This window comes from Lysinibacillus sp. 54212, from assembly GCF_036662795.1.
Lineage (GTDB): Bacteria > Bacillota > Bacilli > Bacillales_A > Planococcaceae > Lysinibacillus_B.
Window position 1 is genome coordinate 25,455 of the sequence record NZ_JBAFWZ010000005.1, and the last position, 19,091, is coordinate 44,545.

At 36.6% G+C, this 19,091-nt stretch carries 13 protein-coding genes; 11 read left to right on the forward strand and 2 right to left on the reverse strand.

The genetic code is table 11. The annotated features are described in order from the left end of the window. Positions 1-40 precede the first annotated feature (40 nt). The gene (locus V4T18_RS04790) at positions 41-1,693 is read right to left on the reverse strand and encodes a sensor domain-containing diguanylate cyclase (protein ID WP_332647080.1); all 1,653 of its coding nucleotides are present in this window, start codon (positions 1,691-1,693) and stop codon (positions 41-43) included. 197 nt (positions 1,694-1,890) lie between these two features. After that, on the reverse strand, positions 1,891-2,688 hold the full coding sequence (gene proC, locus V4T18_RS04795; protein WP_332647082.1) for a pyrroline-5-carboxylate reductase: 798 nt from the start codon (positions 2,686-2,688) through the stop codon (positions 1,891-1,893). A 210-nt stretch (positions 2,689-2,898) separates the two neighbouring features. On the opposite strand from proC, the gene V4T18_RS04800 reads away from it, so the two are divergent. The 11 genes from V4T18_RS04800 to ccsA all read left to right on the forward strand — a co-directional run bounded on the left by V4T18_RS04800 (position 2,899) and on the right by ccsA (position 19,077). Further along, entirely contained in the window at positions 2,899-3,897 is a 999-nt protein-coding gene (locus V4T18_RS04800) for a tetratricopeptide repeat protein (RefSeq protein ID WP_332647083.1), read from the forward strand. A gap of 107 nt (positions 3,898-4,004) precedes the next feature. Beyond that, entirely contained in the window at positions 4,005-5,294 is a 1,290-nt protein-coding gene (gene tig, locus V4T18_RS04805; protein WP_332647086.1) for a trigger factor, read from the forward strand. 272 nt (positions 5,295-5,566) lie between these two features. Beyond that, complete coding sequence (gene clpX, locus V4T18_RS04810) at positions 5,567-6,832, forward strand: ATP-dependent protease ATP-binding subunit ClpX (RefSeq protein ID WP_332647088.1); 1,266 nt, start codon at positions 5,567-5,569, stop codon at positions 6,830-6,832. A 193-nt stretch (positions 6,833-7,025) separates the two neighbouring features. Next, positions 7,026-9,362 (forward strand): endopeptidase La, encoded by a 2,337-nt coding sequence (gene lon / locus V4T18_RS04815; protein WP_332647090.1) that lies wholly within the window; start codon positions 7,026-7,028, stop codon positions 9,360-9,362. 5 nt (positions 9,363-9,367) lie between these two features. Then, a complete protein-coding gene (yihA, locus tag V4T18_RS04820; RefSeq protein WP_332647093.1) occupies positions 9,368-9,949 on the forward strand; it encodes a ribosome biogenesis GTP-binding protein YihA/YsxC in 582 nt (193 codons plus the stop codon). 113 nt (positions 9,950-10,062) lie between these two features. Further along, positions 10,063-10,239 (forward strand): YjfB family protein, encoded by a 177-nt coding sequence (locus tag V4T18_RS04825; protein ID WP_332647095.1) that lies wholly within the window; start codon positions 10,063-10,065, stop codon positions 10,237-10,239. Positions 10,240-10,429: 190 nt separating this feature from the next. Further along, complete coding sequence (locus V4T18_RS04830) at positions 10,430-12,076, forward strand: hypothetical protein (RefSeq protein ID WP_332647097.1); 1,647 nt, start codon at positions 10,430-10,432, stop codon at positions 12,074-12,076. A gap of 65 nt (positions 12,077-12,141) precedes the next feature. Next, complete coding sequence (locus V4T18_RS04835) at positions 12,142-13,575, forward strand: S-layer homology domain-containing protein (RefSeq protein ID WP_332647099.1); 1,434 nt, start codon at positions 12,142-12,144, stop codon at positions 13,573-13,575. Positions 13,576-13,587: 12 nt separating this feature from the next. Beyond that, positions 13,588-16,527, forward strand: coding sequence for a VWA domain-containing protein (locus tag V4T18_RS04840; RefSeq protein WP_332647102.1), 2,940 nt, complete (start codon positions 13,588-13,590; stop codon positions 16,525-16,527). 236 nt (positions 16,528-16,763) lie between these two features. Further along, positions 16,764-18,125, forward strand: coding sequence for a glutamyl-tRNA reductase (hemA, locus tag V4T18_RS04845; protein ID WP_332647103.1), 1,362 nt, complete (start codon positions 16,764-16,766; stop codon positions 18,123-18,125). 127 nt (positions 18,126-18,252) lie between these two features. Then, on the forward strand, positions 18,253-19,077 hold the full coding sequence (gene ccsA / locus V4T18_RS04850; protein ID WP_332647105.1) for a cytochrome c biogenesis protein CcsA: 825 nt from the start codon (positions 18,253-18,255) through the stop codon (positions 19,075-19,077). Positions 19,078-19,091 lie beyond the last annotated feature (14 nt).

Here is a 19,091-nt window from a genome sequence, read left to right on the forward strand (position 1 = left end):
CCCGAGAAATGTTAGAACATGAACTAACATTTCCGGGTTTCTATTGATTATTTATAACAGTTGATTCGTAAAGAGTCACTTTGTTACGTCCATTATTTTTTGAGGTATAAAGTGCCTGGTCAGCATAATGGATAAGCTGCGAAATCGTAACAGCACCTACTTCTAGTCGTTCTGCTACGCCAATGCTAACAGTTATTGGAATGTAGAGTTCATTTTTTGCGAATGGATTTTCTTCAATTGATCGTAGAACCTTCTCTGCCACTATGCTAGCCTCTTTCAAAGTCGTGTTTGGTAGTAGGATGATAAACTCCTCACCGCCGTAGCGAGTCACGATATCGGTTTTACGAACTGTTTTTTGCATGAGCTTTGCGATGAATTTTAACACATCGTCACCGACTAAATGTCCATATGTATCGTTTACATTTTTAAAGAAATCGATATCAACTGCAATGCATGCACAGGACTGATTATCAAGTATAGCTTGATGTAATAGTACCTCTCCCTGCTCCATCAAATAACGACGATTATAGAGCTTTGTAAGTGGACAAGATAAGGATAATGCCTCTAGTAAATTAACATTTTCCTTTACTTTAGAACCCATATGATTTAAAGCGTTGCCAAGCTCCTGAAATTCAACTGCATAACGGTTTATGGAGGATTCATCGATTTTATAATCGTAATCGCCTTGCTGAATGTTATGTAATCCTTGAATTAACTTGTGAACAGGCTCTTCAAATTTTCGTGCAAAATATAGCATGATTTTTATTGTGGCAAAAGCTCCAACTAAGATCGAAATGATGAGTAGAAACATTTTTTGGAAAACAGCTGTATGTGCCTCTAACACGGGAACCTCAGATATTAAGTACCAGTTTTCACGGTTAATCGGATTGCTTGCACCGAGCACCCATTCACCATTGTAATTCTTATAATAATTAATTTTCCCGTTATTATCTTTTGCTATTTCTAATATGTGTGGGGCGATGTTGTAGTTTTCTGTAAAATTCTTTTCGGAAGCGGCACTAGCTTCACCTTTTTTAGGTGCAATATGCTCAGTTAGCAGCATACCGTCCTTGTTTACAATGTAAGCGTGTCCAAAAAAACCTACCCTAGATTCAAAAAGAAGCTCATCAATTGTAGATAAGTTCACTGTACCAAAAACAACGCCATTAAAATTATTATTTTTATCGAAAATAGGGGATGCAAATGCTAAAATCGGCTTGCCTGTTACTTTACTGATTAGTATATCTGTAATAAATTGTTGCTGCCCTGCCTTAGCCACCTGAAAATATTCTCGGTCATTTACATCAATAACGACTCCATCCATCGATTCACGTTCTACTGTATCAAATTGTACGAAGCCTTCCTTGCTGACGAATATAATATCTGTAAAATCAGACTGGTCACGATGCTCAATAAAAACCTCTCTAGATTTTTCAAATTCATAATTTTTTACCATCTCTAAATTGGCAAGTGTATGAATATCACGGGACCTTTCTGTTAGCCAACTTTCAAAAAAATAATGCTGACTGTCTAAAAAGAAATCCATCTTTTCAGACTGATCCTTCAAAGTTTGGCGGTATTCTATAATAAACGTCGGCAATAAAATAAATAAACTAATGATGATTGTAAATAATACGACCCACCTGCGAAGTTGGTCGCGAATAGTATCAAGGCGGAAAAATTGCTTGCTCATTTTCAATTTTATCCCTCCCGAAAAAAGGATAGCAATTTTAACAACTTTTTACAATCTATGTTTTCGTGAAAAAAAGTATAAAAATCGAAATTTTCAAAATTTTATGGGTAGGCTAACAAATATGGAGCGAAAGGAATGTAAAAAGTGATGATAAGCATTCGATGCCTTCATCACTTCTTCTGTAAAAAGTACTTTTGTTATTGTAAGCTCTTGTCCTTATTTGTAACTGCTGCTACTGCATCGTAAATCGTACTTTCAAAGTGATTAATTTGAAGTGAAGTTACACCTTGTATCGTTGTGCCACCTGGTGAGCAAACTTGGTCAATTAATGACCACGGATGATCACTTGATTCTAGTACCATTTTAGCGCTTCCTAAAACAGCGTTTGCAGCAATTTGGAGCGCCATTTGTTTTGGCATTCCTTCGCTTACTGCTGCACGAGCAAGAGAGTCAATATAAAGGTACGTAAAAGCTGGAGAAGCACAGCCGATTGTAGTGAAGATGGAGAATAAGTTTTCTGGAAGTTCGACAATAGATCCAACGGTTGTAAACATTTCTTCAACTAACCTCTTATGTGCCGAAGACGTAGTCGGACTTGTTGAATAGCAGCTTGTTGATGCGCCAATCATTGCATTAATATTAGGCATAACTCGGAAAATAGTCGTATCCTCTTTTAAATTTCCCTGTAAGTATTGAAGAGTTTTACCGGCGGCAATCGAAATAATGATCTGACCGTCTCGTAAATTTTGTCGTACAGTGGGGAGTATGGAAGGTAGTACTTGTGGTTTAACAGCTAGCACAATTACTTCTGATTTTGACAGTATTTCTTCAATAGTTGTACATGCTTGTATATTATATTCCTTTACAAGCGACTCTGTTTTTTCAAGTGAGCGATTTAGTCCGTATATGGAGTTACTATCAAAAGAACCGCTCCCAATCATCCCTTTAATAATAGCCTGTGCCATGTTTCCAAGACCAATAAATCCGTAATTCATATTCAAACTCCTTCATTTTACATATCGTAAATTATAGCATATTAACCTTTGAGTTAGATTAAAAAGTAGATTTTTGATCGAATAAAATCAATAGAGGGGAAACATAGAATGAGTACATTTCGTTTTATCATAAAACAATATTGTTCATTTTGACTATACTATGTAAAATACAATTAATGAAGGCATTGCCTTACCGGGAGTGAAGAGGTTTTGAAGAAAAAGAGAAAACCGCTACAGAAATTCGAAAATGTCATAATGTTTCCTGGTGCAGTGGAAAGATTACTTTCGCAGGCGCATTCATATGCGGAAAATTATCAATATGATCTGGCCAATACGACTTTTGAAGAGGCATTAAAATATTCGGAAGGCGACGAAATGACATTAAGTGTCTATGCATACTCGTTGTACGAGGCGAAAGATTTTGAAAAAGCGAAGGAAATATGCGAAAGATTGCTTGCTATTGGACCATCGATGTATTTTGAAGTAATGGAGCTTTATTTAACAATTAGTATGCAACTTAGACAGTTTAAACAGGTTGAAAAAATCATTGAATCATTAGTAGAAGAGGATGCTATACCAGATGATCAACTAGAAAAGTTTGAACGTTTAAGAAAATTAAATGCTGAGATTGCTGAAAATAAACAGCATCTTGAAGAATCATTTTCGAATGAGCCACCTCTAGCTGAAAGTGATTTTTCCTTAGAGCATTTCTTATCCAAGCCGCCGAATGAGCAGCTTATGCTTGTTCATGAATTAACCTTAGCAAATATAAGACCAATAGCGCAAAGCTTAAAGCAAATAATAGAGTATGATGAAACGCATCCATTTATCAAAAGCCTGCTTCTTATTTTATTAGTAGAGCAGGAAGTGGTTATGGAAATAACGATTCGAAAATTTGGGCTTTCACAAATAGTGAATCCTGCCGAATTGAAGCTACCTACTCGATTACCACATTTTCAAAATGTGTCCGCTATTATTGGGGGGAAGCTTGAGCAAGAGCCTTCAACATTAGAGCTTGTGCAATATTTAATATCAAAGCATGCCATTGTCACATACCCTTTCGAATGGTTACACTATGAGGATGAAGATGTGGCTGCTAGCTATATCGATTATGTGAACACGATGTTTGGCAAAGTGCAGGAAATGGACGATGAAATAATTGAATTTTTACAGACTCTAGAAAAACTAACTGAATTACAACATATGTGAAAAAAGTTGAAACTAATCGTATCTATGTTATACTAAAATGGTTGTCAAAATCGTATAAAACGAACAGTTTGGTTAACAACCTTAAACTTATTTTGGAGGTCGTCTAAATGTCAGTAAAATGGGAAAAGCAAGAAGGTAACCAAGGATTATTAACAATCGAAGTACCTGCTGAAGATGTAAACAAAGCTTTAGATAAAGCATTTGCTAAAGTAGTAAAAAATATTAATGTACCAGGTTTCCGTAAAGGGAAAGTACCTCGTCCAATGTTTGAAAAAATGTATGGCGCTGAAGCACTTTATCAAGATGCTTTAGAAATTATCATTCCAGATGCATACTCTAATGCAATCGACGAAGCTGGAATTGAGCCAGTTGACTTCCCAGAAATCGCTGGAACAGAAAACTTCGCTAAAGGTCAAGATTTCACATTTACAGCAACTGTAACTGTTAAACCAGAGCCAAAATTAGGCGAATACAAAGGTCTTGAAGTAGCTAAGCTTTCAACAGAAGTAACAGATGAAGAAGTAGAAGCACAAATTCAAGAACAATTAGCAAAAAAAGCTGAATTAGAAATTAAAGAAGACGAGGCAATCGTTGACGGTGATACAGCTGTAATTGATTTTGAAGGTTTCGTTGGTGACGAAGCTTTCGAAGGTGGTAAAGGTGAAGACTACCCATTAGAAATCGGTTCAGGTTCATTCATTCCTGGCTTTGAAGAGCAGTTAGTAGGTGTTAAAGCTGGCGAAGCTAAAGACGTTATTGTTACTTTCCCAGAAGAATATCATGCTGCTGAATTAGCTGGTAAAGAAGCTACGTTCAAAGTAACAGTGAAAGAAGTAAAAACAAAGGTTCTTCCTGAACTAAACGATGATTTCGCAAAAGAAATCGATCCAGAAGTGGAAGGCTTAGATGCTCTACGTGCGAAAATTAAAGAGCAAACTGCCGAGCAAAAGAAAGCTGAATCAGAAGGCGCTCTTCGTGATGAGCTAGTTGAAAAAGCAGCAGAAAACACTGAAGTTGAAATTCCAGCTTCAATGATCAACACAGAAGTAGATCGTATGCTACAAGAATTTGGTCAACGTCTGCAAATGCAAGGTATGAATCTTGATTTATACTACCAGTTCTCTGGTCAAAACGAGGAAGCTTTACGTGAGCAAATGCAAGCTGATGCAGAAAATCGCGTACGTGTTTCTTTAACTTTAGAAGCAATCGCTGCTGCTGAAAACGTTCAAGTTTCAGAAGAAGATATGACGGCTGAGTTAGATTCTATGGCTGGCCAATTCAACATGACTGTAGAGCAAATCAAAACAGCTTTAGGCGGCACAGCTGTTCTTGAAAACGATATTCGTACGAAGAAAACAGTTGAACTTTTAGTTGAAAACGCTAAAATCTCAGAATAATTTTGGTTTTCAAATTTGAACGGCCGTTATAGCCGATTCTGGTAAGATAGTCTTAAGAATGTAAAACAAGGTACGGAATATAAACCGTGCCTTGTTTTATCACATATAGAATGAATAAAAAATAGCAATTAATACATATATGAGATATTCTTAGTAATAAATTCATCTATTAGAAGCAAGGAATATTGATAAGGTAACTTTTTTACAGACAATATATTTGATAATGCATGCATAATCTTGTAAGATTGTTGCTTGAATAGGGGTGAAACAAATTGTTCAAATTTAATGATGAAAAAGGCAATTTAAAATGCTCTTTCTGTGGAAAACCACAAGAACAAGTTCGTAAACTGGTTGCAGGACCAGGCGTATATATTTGTGACGAGTGTATTGAGTTATGCTCAGAAATCGTCGTAGAGGAGCTAGGCGTAGAGGAAGAAATCGAGTTTAAAGATATTCCGAAGCCGAAAGAGATTTTAGGTGTGTTAGATGAGTATGTAATTGGACAAGAACGAGCTAAGAAAGCATTAGCTGTTGCTGTGTACAATCATTATAAACGTATTAATTCTAATTCGAAAATCGATGACGTTGAGTTGTCAAAATCTAATATTGTGTTAATCGGGCCAACTGGTAGTGGTAAAACATTATTAGCTCAAACATTAGCACGAATTTTAAATGTTCCGTTTGCTATTGCAGATGCTACTTCATTAACAGAAGCGGGTTACGTTGGGGAAGATGTTGAAAACATCTTACTAAAACTAATCCAAGCTGCAGATTATGATATCGAGCGTGCGGAAAAAGGGATTATCTATATTGATGAGATCGATAAAGTAGCACGTAAATCTGAAAATCCATCAATTACACGTGATGTTTCAGGTGAAGGCGTTCAGCAAGCGCTTTTAAAAATTCTTGAAGGTACAGTAGCAAGTGTACCTCCTCAAGGTGGACGTAAGCATCCACATCAGGAATTTTTACAAATAGATACATCAAATATTTTATTTATCGTCGGTGGAGCATTTGACGGTATCGAACAAATTATTAAGCGTCGTCAAGGAGAAAAAGTAATTGGTTTTGGCTCTAATGCGAGTAAGCAAGAGGAACAAGGCTCCTTACTAGCTCAGCTAATTCCAGAGGACCTATTAAAATTTGGCTTAATCCCAGAATTTATCGGTCGTCTACCAGTATTAGCGAGCTTAGAGCAGTTAAATGTTGATGCGCTAGTACAAATTTTAACTGAGCCGAAAAATGCTCTTGCAAAGCAATACCAAAAAATGCTTGAGCTTGATAATGTAGAGCTAGAATTTGAAGAGCAAGCATTAGTTGAAATTGCTAAGCTTGCTATCGAGCGTAAAACAGGTGCTCGTGGATTGCGCTCAATCATTGAATCAACAATGCTAGATGTGATGTTTGAGTTACCTTCGAGAGAAGATATTGTGAAATGTATTATTACAGCCGAAACGATTACAGAAAAAGCTGAACCAAAGCTATTATTAGCAGATGGCTCGATTTTTGAAAAAGATAACAATAAAACGTCGGCATAACATCGTTTTTAAAATGCGCCTTTTTAATAGCGTATGATTATTTTAATGAGCTGGCTACGTACGTGTAACATATAGCACAGTCGTAGTCAGCTTTTTATTCCATATTCTTTATACATACAATCTGATAAATGAATGAAAAAACTAACTAACTTAAACACATACTACAATTGCGGGTTGGTACGGATTGATTTGGATGGAGGTGAATACCCGCGTGAAAAAAATACAAGAAAATATCCCATTATTACCTTTAAGAGGCTTGCTTGTTTATCCATCAATGGTGCTACATATTGATGTTGGTCGTGAACGCTCAGTTGCTGCACTAGAGCATGCCATGTTAAACGAGAGCCAAATATTCTTAGCAACACAAGAAGATATGCGAGTAGAATCACCGGATCAGGACGATTTATATGATGTAGGTACGCTAGCGAATGTAAAGCAAATGTTAAAGTTGCCGAATGGTACTCTACGCATTTTAGTGGAAGGTATTGTACGTGCTAAAATGACTGATTATCAGGAGGGCAAGCAGTTTACTACGGCTACGATTGAATTGCATGAAGATCCAGTTACAAAGGATGCTGAAACAGAAGCATTAATGCGTACGTTACTAACGTATTTTGAAAAGTATGCAAAAATGTCGAATAAAATAACAACTGAAACGATTGAATCTGTCCTAGATATTGAGGAGCCGGGCCGTTTAACGGATGTTATTTCTTCACATTTGCCTTTTAAAGTAGGAGAAAAACAGGAAATCCTAAGTATTTTCAATGTGAAAAAACGACTGGATCATTTAATTATCCGTCTACACGATGAACAAGAAGTATTGAATTTAGAAAAGAAAATTAACACTAAAGTTAAGCAGGCGATGGAGCGTACTCAAAAGGAATATTTCCTGCGAGAGCAAATGAAAGCAATTCAGGCGGAGCTTGGTGATCGTGAAGGAAAAACGGGGGAAGTTTCTGACCTGCGAAAAAGAATTGACGAATCAGGTATGCCGGAATCTACACGTAAGGTAGCCCTAAAAGAGCTTGATCGTTATGAAAAGCTACCTTCTGCTAGTGCTGAAAGTGGTGTTATTCGTAACTATGTGGAATGGTTAGTATCCATCCCATGGAGTGAGAAGACAGAGGATCGATTAGATACGGCGCATGCAGAGGAGATTTTAAATCGTGATCACGAAGGCTTAGAAAAAGTGAAAGAACGTATTTTAGAATATCTATCCGTTCGTCAATTAAGAAAGTCTTTACGTGGTCCGATTATTTGTTTAGCAGGACCTCCAGGTGTAGGGAAAACAAGCTTAGCGCGTTCAATTGCTGAAAGTTTAGACCGTAAATTTGTCCGTATATCACTAGGAGGCGTTCGTGATGAATCTGAAATAAGAGGTCATCGTAGAACGTACGTAGGTGCAATGCCTGGTCGAATTATTCAAGGGATGAAAAAAGCGGGGACATCGAATCCTGTATTTTTACTTGATGAAATAGATAAAATGTCGAATGATTTTCGTGGTGATCCGTCAGCAGCGATGCTGGAAGTTTTAGATCCAGAGCAAAATAGTACATTTAGTGACCATTATATTGAAGAGCCGTATAATTTATCAGATGTACTATTTATTGCAACAGCGAATGATTTAGGAACTATTCCTGGACCTCTACTTGATCGTATGGAGGTCATTACAATTGCAGGCTATACGGAATTAGAGAAAACAGAAATAACGAAAAATCATTTAATTCCGAAGCAAATGGAAGAGCATGGATTAAAAAAATCCCAGCTAATTATGAAGGATGAAGCGATTCTTGATTTAATTCGTTATTATACTCGTGAGGCTGGAGTTCGCGGGCTTGAGCGACAAGTTGCGACGGTTTGCCGTAAAGCTGCTAAAATAATCGTTTCTGGAGAAAAGAAACGAGTTACAGTGTCATCTAAAACATTAACTGAGATGCTTGGAAAACATCGATATCGATATGGACAAGCAGAAACAGAAAATCAAATTGGTATTGCGACAGGACTAGCCTATACAACGGTTGGTGGCGATACATTACAAATTGAGGTATCATTAACGCCAGGTAAAGGAAAGCTTCAGCTAACAGGTAAACTTGGTGAAGTGATGAAAGAATCTGCACAAACAGCCCTTTCTTATGTTCGATCATTATCGAATAAGTTAGGCATCGATGCTGATTTCTTTGATGGACATGATTTGCATATTCATGTTCCAGAGGGTGCCGTTCCTAAGGATGGCCCTTCAGCGGGGATTACGATTGTTACTGCGATTGTTTCGGCAATTTCGAAAAAGCCGATTAAACGAGAAGTTGGTATGACAGGTGAAGTAACTTTGCGTGGTCGTGTGTTACCGATTGGTGGATTAAAGGAAAAGTCACTAAGTGCGCATCGTGCGGGCTTAACGACCATTATTTTACCAAAAGACAATGAACGCGATATTGATGATATACCAGAGCAAGTTCGCGAGCAGCTGTCATTTAAACTAGTGTCACAAGCGGAGGAAGTGCTTAAGTTGGCACTTGATGGAGGGTTTTAAAAAGAATGAAAGTCCATAATGTCGAAATGGTCATTAGTGCCGTTAGACCAGAACAATATCCAGAAGATGGACTGCCAGAATTTGCGCTAGCAGGACGTTCAAACGTCGGAAAGTCTTCATTTATAAACCGTATGATTGGGCGTAAAGCGTTAGCGCGTATTTCGTCTAAGCCAGGTAAAACACAAACGTTAAACTTCTATAAAATTGAAGAAAGTTTGTTTTTCGTAGATGTACCGGGCTACGGGTATGCAAAAGTTTCTAAATCTGAGCGTGCGGCTTGGGGGAAAATGATTGAAAAGTATTTCACAGCACGAGAATTGCTAAAAGCGGTTGTCCTTATTGTAGATTTACGTCATTCTCCTACAAATGATGATTGTATGATGTACGATTTTTTAAAGCACTATAATATTCCGTGTATTGTCATTGCAACGAAGGCTGATAAAATTCCAAAAGGAAAATGGGATAAGCATAAAAAAGTTGTAAGAGAAACACTGCAAATGGATAAGCAGGATCCGTTAATCGTCTTTTCCTCTGAAAAAGGACTTGGGTTCGAGCAGGCATGGGCAGAAATCGAGGCACGTATGTAATAAACAATGCTGTTAGTTCATTTTAAAATGAACTGGCGGCGTTTTTTTGTTATTTTGAATTTACACTTGATGAACGCTAGATCTATCCGATAAAAAGGATAGGAGGTGCTTCTATGGATATTGCAGCATTATCAATGGCAATGAGTCAATCTCAATTAATGCAAAACGTCTCACTAGCTGTTACTAACAAAGTAATGGAAACGCAGCAACAACAGGCACAACAATTAACGGAGCTTATGGTGGATGCACCACATCCAAGCCTAGGACAAAGTATTGATATTTCAATCTAATTTATATTAGCGGAATGACTCAAATATCATTCCGCTTATTTCACTTATTCTACATAGGTGATCTATAAGTAATATACTGCCGTTTGTTTATCTATAAAATGGTTCTATTACATAACTTTATTAATAGAGAATTATTCTCTCATTTTTGATATAATTTTGATATTGTACAAGAGTAAAGGAGGAAATATACGTGTTTAAAAAGCTTGCAATCTATATTATAGCGATTTTAGTAACTTTTACTGCACTACCGATAGCCAATACGGCACAGGCAGCCACTGTGTATAAAGGGACATTTGAAAGTGCTTCCTATAAAGAGGTAGTAGGGAAAAATGGTACAGTTGAGCGGAAATTAAGCTCGATGACAATGCGAAATAGTTCAGGAAGAACAGTTTCCTTTAATATTGATGAGGGTGCGTATTTCTATATTAACAATACGCCAACAACAATTGAGGGCTTTAAATATGGAATGGCGGTAGAAGCTACAGTAAATTTACGTCGAGTTTCAAAATTAACAGGTACATCAAAAATTGATGAAGGAAATATCCCTGAAAATGGGAAGGAGCTTTCCGGAAGTGTCACGAAAATTGATCCGAATGGGATGTTTATTCGTGTGAAGCTCGATACAGGAAAAGAGCAGGAATACTATATTAATAACAGTACAACGTATTTCAAAGGCTCATCGAGTGTGGACTTAAGTACGCTATACGAAGGCGATCGAGTGAAAATTAGGTTTTCCTCACCAAATACTGCTGTAATCTCTGAGCTGGAAATTATTCAGACGGGTGCAATTATTGAAAATTTATATAAAGCAACAATACGATCAGTAAACTCGATCGGTAATCGATTAACAGTTGTTAATGCTCAGCCGTTTACGGATTGGTCATTTGGAACAACCGTTGATAAGGATCAGCAAACAGTTAAGTTTAATAATGCAACTTCCATCTATGTTGGTAATAAAAGAATCACAAAAAATCAACTGCGAAATTATAAAGACAGTGATGTGTATTATGTAACAACAAAATCATTCGGTTCGGAAATAGTAAAAAAGATTATTGTTTTAGATAACTATGAACGTACATTCTTTGATCAAATTAATTTAGTAGATACAAGATTAAAGTTTTTCCGCTTAAAGGATGCCGGAATAATGTATTATCATAATGGGTCGATTCTAGTTCGAAATGGACGACTAGTAGAGCCATCTACATTAACGTCAATTGGTTCAGCATTTGTTTTAACGGACGGTATTAATAAAAGTAACTACACACATTTGATTAATATTACAAATGATAGCTTCTTATCACCGAACCTAGCGTCACATGAGCTTTACTTTGGTAAATTGTCTGTAGTAAATGGCTCTAAATATATTTTAGAAGCAGATAATTTAATGAAGCTTAAAAATAACTATTGGAATTATGAAGAGACAAAGCAATTATCCTTCAGTAATAATACAGTAGCTACTCGAAATAACGGTTCTGTGAAAGTTGCAGTAACAAGCTTAGCAACGCAAACAAATAAATACGGTTACTTCTATGTAAAGGATGGACATGTGCAGGCCGTTCATTTCTTAAACAGTGACCAAACGGAATCGTCAGAGGTCATTACAGGTCGCATTGCTTCAGTAAATGCTGCAAATGAAGAGATGGAAGTCAAGGATGTAAGTCAATGGCAAAAGGGTGCATGGTTAGACCTAGCACGTATTCCGACGATGAACTTATCTCAGGCTGTCATTATTAAAGACGGTAAGACCATTTCAGCCTCACAGCTAAAACCTAAGGACCGTGTCGTATTGATGACGGATTCACAATTAAAGGCACATATCATTCTAGTAAATGAATAATAGAAAAGGCATGTAGATTCCCTGCATGCCTTCTACACATATTAATAAGAGAGGGGCTTCTATGTATGCGGAAAAGCCAAGGATTATTGATAATCTTGCTAGCCTTTCTACTAGTGGTTGTCAGTATTCCACAAAAATCATCGGCTAAATTTGTTGATTTAACAGGTGGTATTAAAAACGAATATACATATGAGGAATACATATTCCTTACAGGACAGCCAATTAGATTTACAGGTACGAGTAAAGATGTAAAAGTAACGACAACAAAAAGTGGCAACAAAATAACTGAAAAATATTCAATTAAATTAGTAGGACCAAACTCGTCTACGCTGACAAGGGACTTTACGTATGTATCCAATGTGAGTGATTATGATACGATCGGGCAAAGTACAGCAACAGGAGACGTCACTAGATTTAAGGAGATAATTAAAATCGGTAGCGTTACCTATACTTTAGCGGATTATCAATTATCGAAAAGCGTCATTACGGACAAGCGTGCTGCTTCTGATTATTTTTCGGGTAATGCTATTTTTAGAAAAACATATACGTACAAGCTACGTAATGGTTTACAGCAAGAAATTACAGTGAATGGTTATGGTAAAAATGTAGGATATGAAAACTATTGGGGTGCTACAGAAACACAAATAATGGAGTATGTTTATAGTTTTGCAGATGGCAGGGAGGGACTTGTGAAAAACCGAGTTTCTCATTCAAAATCGAAAACATTAAATTATGAAGAAAACCCTGCCTCTCAATCGAGCTTTGATGGTGGTTATTCAGTTAATACAGATGCAGACACGATGTCTGAATACACATATGAACTACCATCAGGAACAGGAACAATTGAATTTAATAGTGAATATATGCCACGTATTGAACGATTAATAGTACCAAAGTTTCGTGATCTATCAAAGCATTGGGCAAAGCCTTCGATTGAAAAGCTATATTCATTAGGGATCTTTACAGATAACTCTAATTTCTTCTCACCTAATACGCCGATGCTACGCTACGATTTTGCCATTGCGGTCGCTAAAGCAACTGACAGACGTGTTGAATTAGAAAAGCAAACGCAAAAACCGGTTGCAAAGCCTAATTTATTCAATGATGTGAGAACGTCTCGTGTTGATTACAATTATTTAGTATCTGCAGTTAATAAAGGTGTAATCGCTGGTATGGGTCCTAAAACATTCCAGCCAGAAGGAAGGCTAACAAGACAGCAAGCGGCTACGATATTGGTAAGGGCGCTCGGGTTTGAAGGAAAGGCACCAGATCCAGGCTATAAAACACATTATACCGATGATGCAAAAATCGCGAATTATGCTCGTGATGCGGTGTATGTTGTAACAGAATTAGGATTAATGCATGGAGACGGAACTAAGTTTAACCCAACTGGTACATTAACTCGTGCTGAATCGGCATCGCTTATTGTAAGGTTTTTATTATATTTAGAAAATGATTTAAAACAAAATTATCGTGATGACATACTATTTTTTGAGTAAGGAGGCGGGAATATGAAAAGAATAATGGCGATTATTATAAGTTCTGTCCTCTTATTTGCATCGTATTTGCCTTTTGCGATTGAAGCACAAGCGGCATCAATCTCGGATATGAAAAAAACAGATGCAAAATATACAGCGGCAAACTGGGCTGTTGATAACGGATTGATTTCGTTAAATACGGGGAGAAAATTTAATCCCAATAATGCAATTACAGAGGCACAATTGGTCCGTATGTTTGCGAAGTTAGATAGAAATTATCCGCATTCACTTTCAACGGATATGCTCTATAATTACTACGGTGAAATCCACATCCCTTTAAATGGAACTTTAAGTGTTTCTAAGCGTAATGGGAGTGTTACACGTGGTGGCTTTGCAAAAATATATGCGGCGATGCATGGGCTTGACCTATCAGAGGTTCATGCGGTGCAATATTTGTATGTAAATGAAATTACTTCAGGTACTTCTGGAAAGAAAACATACGAAAGCTACATGCCTAAAAAGACATTAACTCGCGGAGATGCTGCAGTATTTTTATATCGTATGGCTAAAAAAGGTAAGATTGCTGTCGATGGCTTAACAAGTCCAGCAAAGGGCAAAGATAATAATAAAATTACGTTGCCAATTAATTTTGTTGAATCAGGTGGCTCATCGGTAGATTTAGGTGATGGGCAGGATGGAAACAATGATGTCTCGGATAATACATCATCAGCTAATAAAGCGGTACAAAAAATTACTGTTGAAAATGCAGAGTTAATTGCGAACGGTAAAGATTCAACACTTGTTTCTATTAAATTAAAGGATGGTTACGGTAAAACAATTCCGTATGAAACATCTCTTCAATTTAAAGTTAGCTCAAAGCTCACATTAAGTGGGAAAACTGATGAAGATGGGAACCTTATACAGGGAGGGTTTGCGAGCAACTCGCCAAGTGGTGCACCAACTGCAACAGTATTCTCTGATGGGGGCGATTTAGATTTTTATATTAAAGCGCCGAAGCTTCCACAATCAGTAAGAGATACAATTTATTTAGAGCTTGTTAATAATAATGAAGCTCGTTATTCCGTATTTAAAAACAAACGAATTGAAATTCCGATTCAGTATGTTCCACAGCCTGAATTACAAGTAACCTATGAAATTTATGATTCATATAACGAGGAATATGTTGGTGGAGATGACGGAGATGAGACGAAATATCCTATAACGTACCCGACATTAAAGCCAGGACCAATTTCTGTTTCTGCCATTGACCCTGATGATAAAACGTTATATTTAGCTTCATCGAATCAAGATAGTTCATTAGGGACTGTTGTGACAGAACCAGTTTATGAGCATGCTACAGTTCGTTTAGCAGGGTTTGATATATCAGAGCAATTATTCGAACATATTATTAGCGATTACCTGAAGGAAGGTAGCTCTACTACGATTACGCTAGATTACTTTTTAGATGGCAATGGATTTGCTGGTTACAACATTCCGTTCTCAGCTATTCCGAATAAATATACGAGTCCTTTTAATGCAGATGATCCGCAGAGTCACGCAGTACTTCTTTATTTAATCGATTTGTTGCCGAAAAAAATTGATAGCTTCTCAATGGCAAACTATAAGAGCATTAAAGCTGTTCAAGCGATTTATGCTCGATTAAGTGAGGCTGAAATAAATAACTCTGCGTTGGCAAATTATCGTTCAGAGCTAAATGGTTTACTAGCCCTAGCAGAGCTTGCAGATAAAACCCTGCAGGATATAAAGGATGCGGAGCGGGAGAAGCTTGAAGGTAGCTTTACAAAAGTAATGGTTTCATTAGTTGCACCAGGAGGATTACCAATTACAAACTATCGTGGACCTGTAAATATTGAGTATAACGGTGTTGTTAAACAAACTTACTTTAATACAAATACGGTCGACAATGTAACGAATACAGGCGGAACAAAGCAGGCTATCGCTATTTTTGAAGGATTAATTTATGGTACTTCTGAGGTAAAGGTGACGTTACCAAAAACAAATAGTGATACACGTTATCATAAGCTGCTAGCAAGTTTATATGATAAGCCCGTTTCGAATGAAATTTTTGCTACGACTCCTATAGACGATCGCTCTTGTAGTCTTTTAGCAGAAATCGCGTTCGTCGTTGACAATTCAGCGTCGATGAAAAAGGTAGATCCTAGAAATTTAATTGGAGCTAAAACAAAGGAGTTAATCAAAAAAATGGATGCAGAACCTACGATTGCAGCTACCTTCTCTACAAAGGGTACGCTAGAAAAGAAAGGTACTGTAGATCAAGTATTATTCCTTGGTGATGATTTATTTAATGCTGGTAATCGTAATGGTGGTACAAATATGCTGGAAGGTGTAAAAACGGCTATTGCTAACTTTGAATCAGCCGGTGACCGTACGATGCCTAAAGCATTAATACTAGTATCAGATGGTAATACAAAGGCTGGAGAGGTTTCACAAATGATTCAGCTTGCTAAAAATGCTGGCGTGAAGATTTATACAATAACAGTTGGGAAACCATCTGAAACAAATCAAACGTTAATGAAAAAATTAGCAAATGATACTGGTGGAATGAATTATCACGTAACTAACCATGAAGATATTAGTGGTGTTTACCAGACGGTATATGACAAAGTTATTTGTAATTATACGGGTTCAACTGCAATGTGCTCTATTAACGTAAATATGTTTAATGAAGCAAAAATTACGATTTTACGTAATACAATTTTCTTTGAGGCAGCATTAAATCCAAACTGTACCGATGTAAACAAAGTAAAAGTTAACTTCTACTCTGTTGGCGGAAATCTACAGTATGATTTATTCTCAATCGGACATAATATGTTTGAGCTAGAATACGATATACGTAAAGTACAAAATTTCGACATTTATGAAGAAGTAGAGTTCTTTGCCTATGATAAAAATGGTGCCATTATTAATAGTAAAAAAGTAAAAATTCAATAATGATTTTTACCTCCAGTAACATAATAATTACTGGAGGTTTTTTTATAGTCACTAAGTGAAAACCATTAAAAAGTAATCCTTATTGAATATATCCGAGACTTTTGGTACACTTACATTAGAATTATTATAAAGTAAAAAAACGGTTCATAGCTTGTTCACAAACTTTAGCGTGAATTATGTTTTCTTTATGTTACAATAAGTATTGTGAATTAGATCGGGTGAGGTGTGAGGGGTTCATGCATACACTAGTAGTAGGTTTAAATTATAAAACTGCGCCTGTTGAAATTCGTGAAAAGCTGTCGTTTATTGAACGTGAGCTTCCGAATGCAATGTCAGCGCTACAAAAAGAAAAAAGCATACTGGAGAATGTGATTGTATCAACATGTAACCGGACAGAAATCTATGCGGTCGTTGATCAATTACACACAGGACGTTATTATATTAAGCAATTTTTGTCGAAATGGTTTAATATACCAGTAGACCAATTTGAGAACCACTTATTTATTTGTGAAGAAGATGCATCTTTAAACCATTTATTCCGCGTAACTGCGGGAATCGATTCAATGGTATTAGGTGAAACACAAATTTTAGGGCAAGTTAAGAAAAGCTTCCTTCAGGGACAAGAAATTGGAACAACAGGAACGGTTTATAATCAATTATTTAAACAGGCTGTCACTTTTGCAAAGCGTGCACACAGTGAAACAGCTATAGGTGAGAATGCCGTATCAGTATCTTACGCAGCAGTTGAGTTAGCTAAGAAGATTTTTGGCTCTCTCCAACGTAAGCATGTTGCAATTTTGGGTGCAGGTAAAATGGGTGAGCTAGCCATCCAAAATCTTTACGGAAACGGTGTTGGAAAAGTTACGGTTATTAATCGTACTTTTGAAAAAGCGCAGTCACTGGCAACTAAATTCGAAGGTGCAGCTAAGCCTATGGACGAATTGCAATGTATTTTGCTTGAGGCAGATATTTTAATAAGCTCTACGGGTGCTACCGAATATGTCATTGATTATGATTTAATGCAATATGTAGCGCGCATGCGTAAAGGTGAGCCGTTGTTTATGGTAGATATCGCTGTTCCACGTGACTTAGATCCGAAAATCGCAGAGCTTCCTAATGTATTCCTGTACGATATTGATGATTTACAAGGAATTGTCAATGCAAATTTAGCAGAGCGCCAGCGAGCGGCGGATCAAATTACGAAAATGATTGGTCAAGAGGTAATTCAATTTAAAGATTGGTTTGCAACATTAGGTGTAGTACCGGTTATTTCAGCACTTCGCAAAAAGGCAGCTCGAATTCAAGAGGAAACAATGGCGAGTATTGAAAATAAAATGCCAGAGTTAACGGACCGTGAGCGGAAAATTTTAAATAAGCATACGAAGTCGATTATTAATCAGCTATTAAAAGAGCCTATTTTACAAGCGAAGGAAATGGCTAATTCATCTAAGGCTAATGAAGGGCTACAGCTATTCCAACAAATTTTTGGAATAGATGATGCTGTTCAAGAAGAAGTTGCTCAGCAAAAACAGATAGAAAAGCAGCGTGCTCAATCAACCCAAGCGGATTCAACAGTTCGCCCTGAATTGTCATTTTAAATAAATGAAATTTTCACAAGCGTTTTCGTATCTGTATGGTAAAATTGTATAGATATGTAAAGCGCTTTTTGTTTGGAAAAGAATGAAATGAAGTGTGTGATTTGTATAACAAAAAGAAGGGTTGCCTATGACAGAATTAACAATGGCTAGATTATACGAATTGATGGTCATACTGTATGCATTGGGGATTGTGTTTTATTTTATCGATTATTTATATAAATACGTAAAAGCACGACGTATTGCATTTTGGCTCGTTTGTATTGTCTGGATTTTTCAAACAATCTTTATTGTTTTATTTGTGATTGAAACACAACGATTCCCAATCCTATCGTTATTTGAAGGGATTTATTTTTATGCATGGCTGTTAACGACGCTTTCAATAGGTCTGCATTGTATTGCTCGTGTAGATATGCCTGTATTTTTTATTAATATATTAGGTTTTGTTTTTGTAACAATTCATTTATTTGCTCCAGCAGAAAAGGTACAGCCAATGGTAGATTCGCTCGTATCTGAAATGCTCGTTATACACGTAAGTATAGCGATGATTTCTTATGCTGCATTTTCATTATCATTTGTTTTTTCGGTACTTTATTTAATCTTATACCGAATACTAAAACAAAAAAAATTTACATCGATTTGGTCAAGATTACCGTCATTACAGCAAACAAGTAGTTGGATGAGCAATTCAATTCTTGTCGGTGTGCCTTTACTACTAATTAGCTTAATACTTGGGTTAGAATGGGCATTAATGACATTGGATGGATTATCTGTTTTCGATGTGAAAATAGTAGGTTCATTTATCATTACTGTTATATATTTAATTATTTTATTATTACATCGCAGTGGGAAATTGGTTGGTACAACATACGCATGGGTACATGTGTATGCCTATTTATTAACGGTTATTAATTTCTTCCTCGGCAATAAATTGTCCAACTTCCATCTATGGTAGAAGCAGAAAGGTAG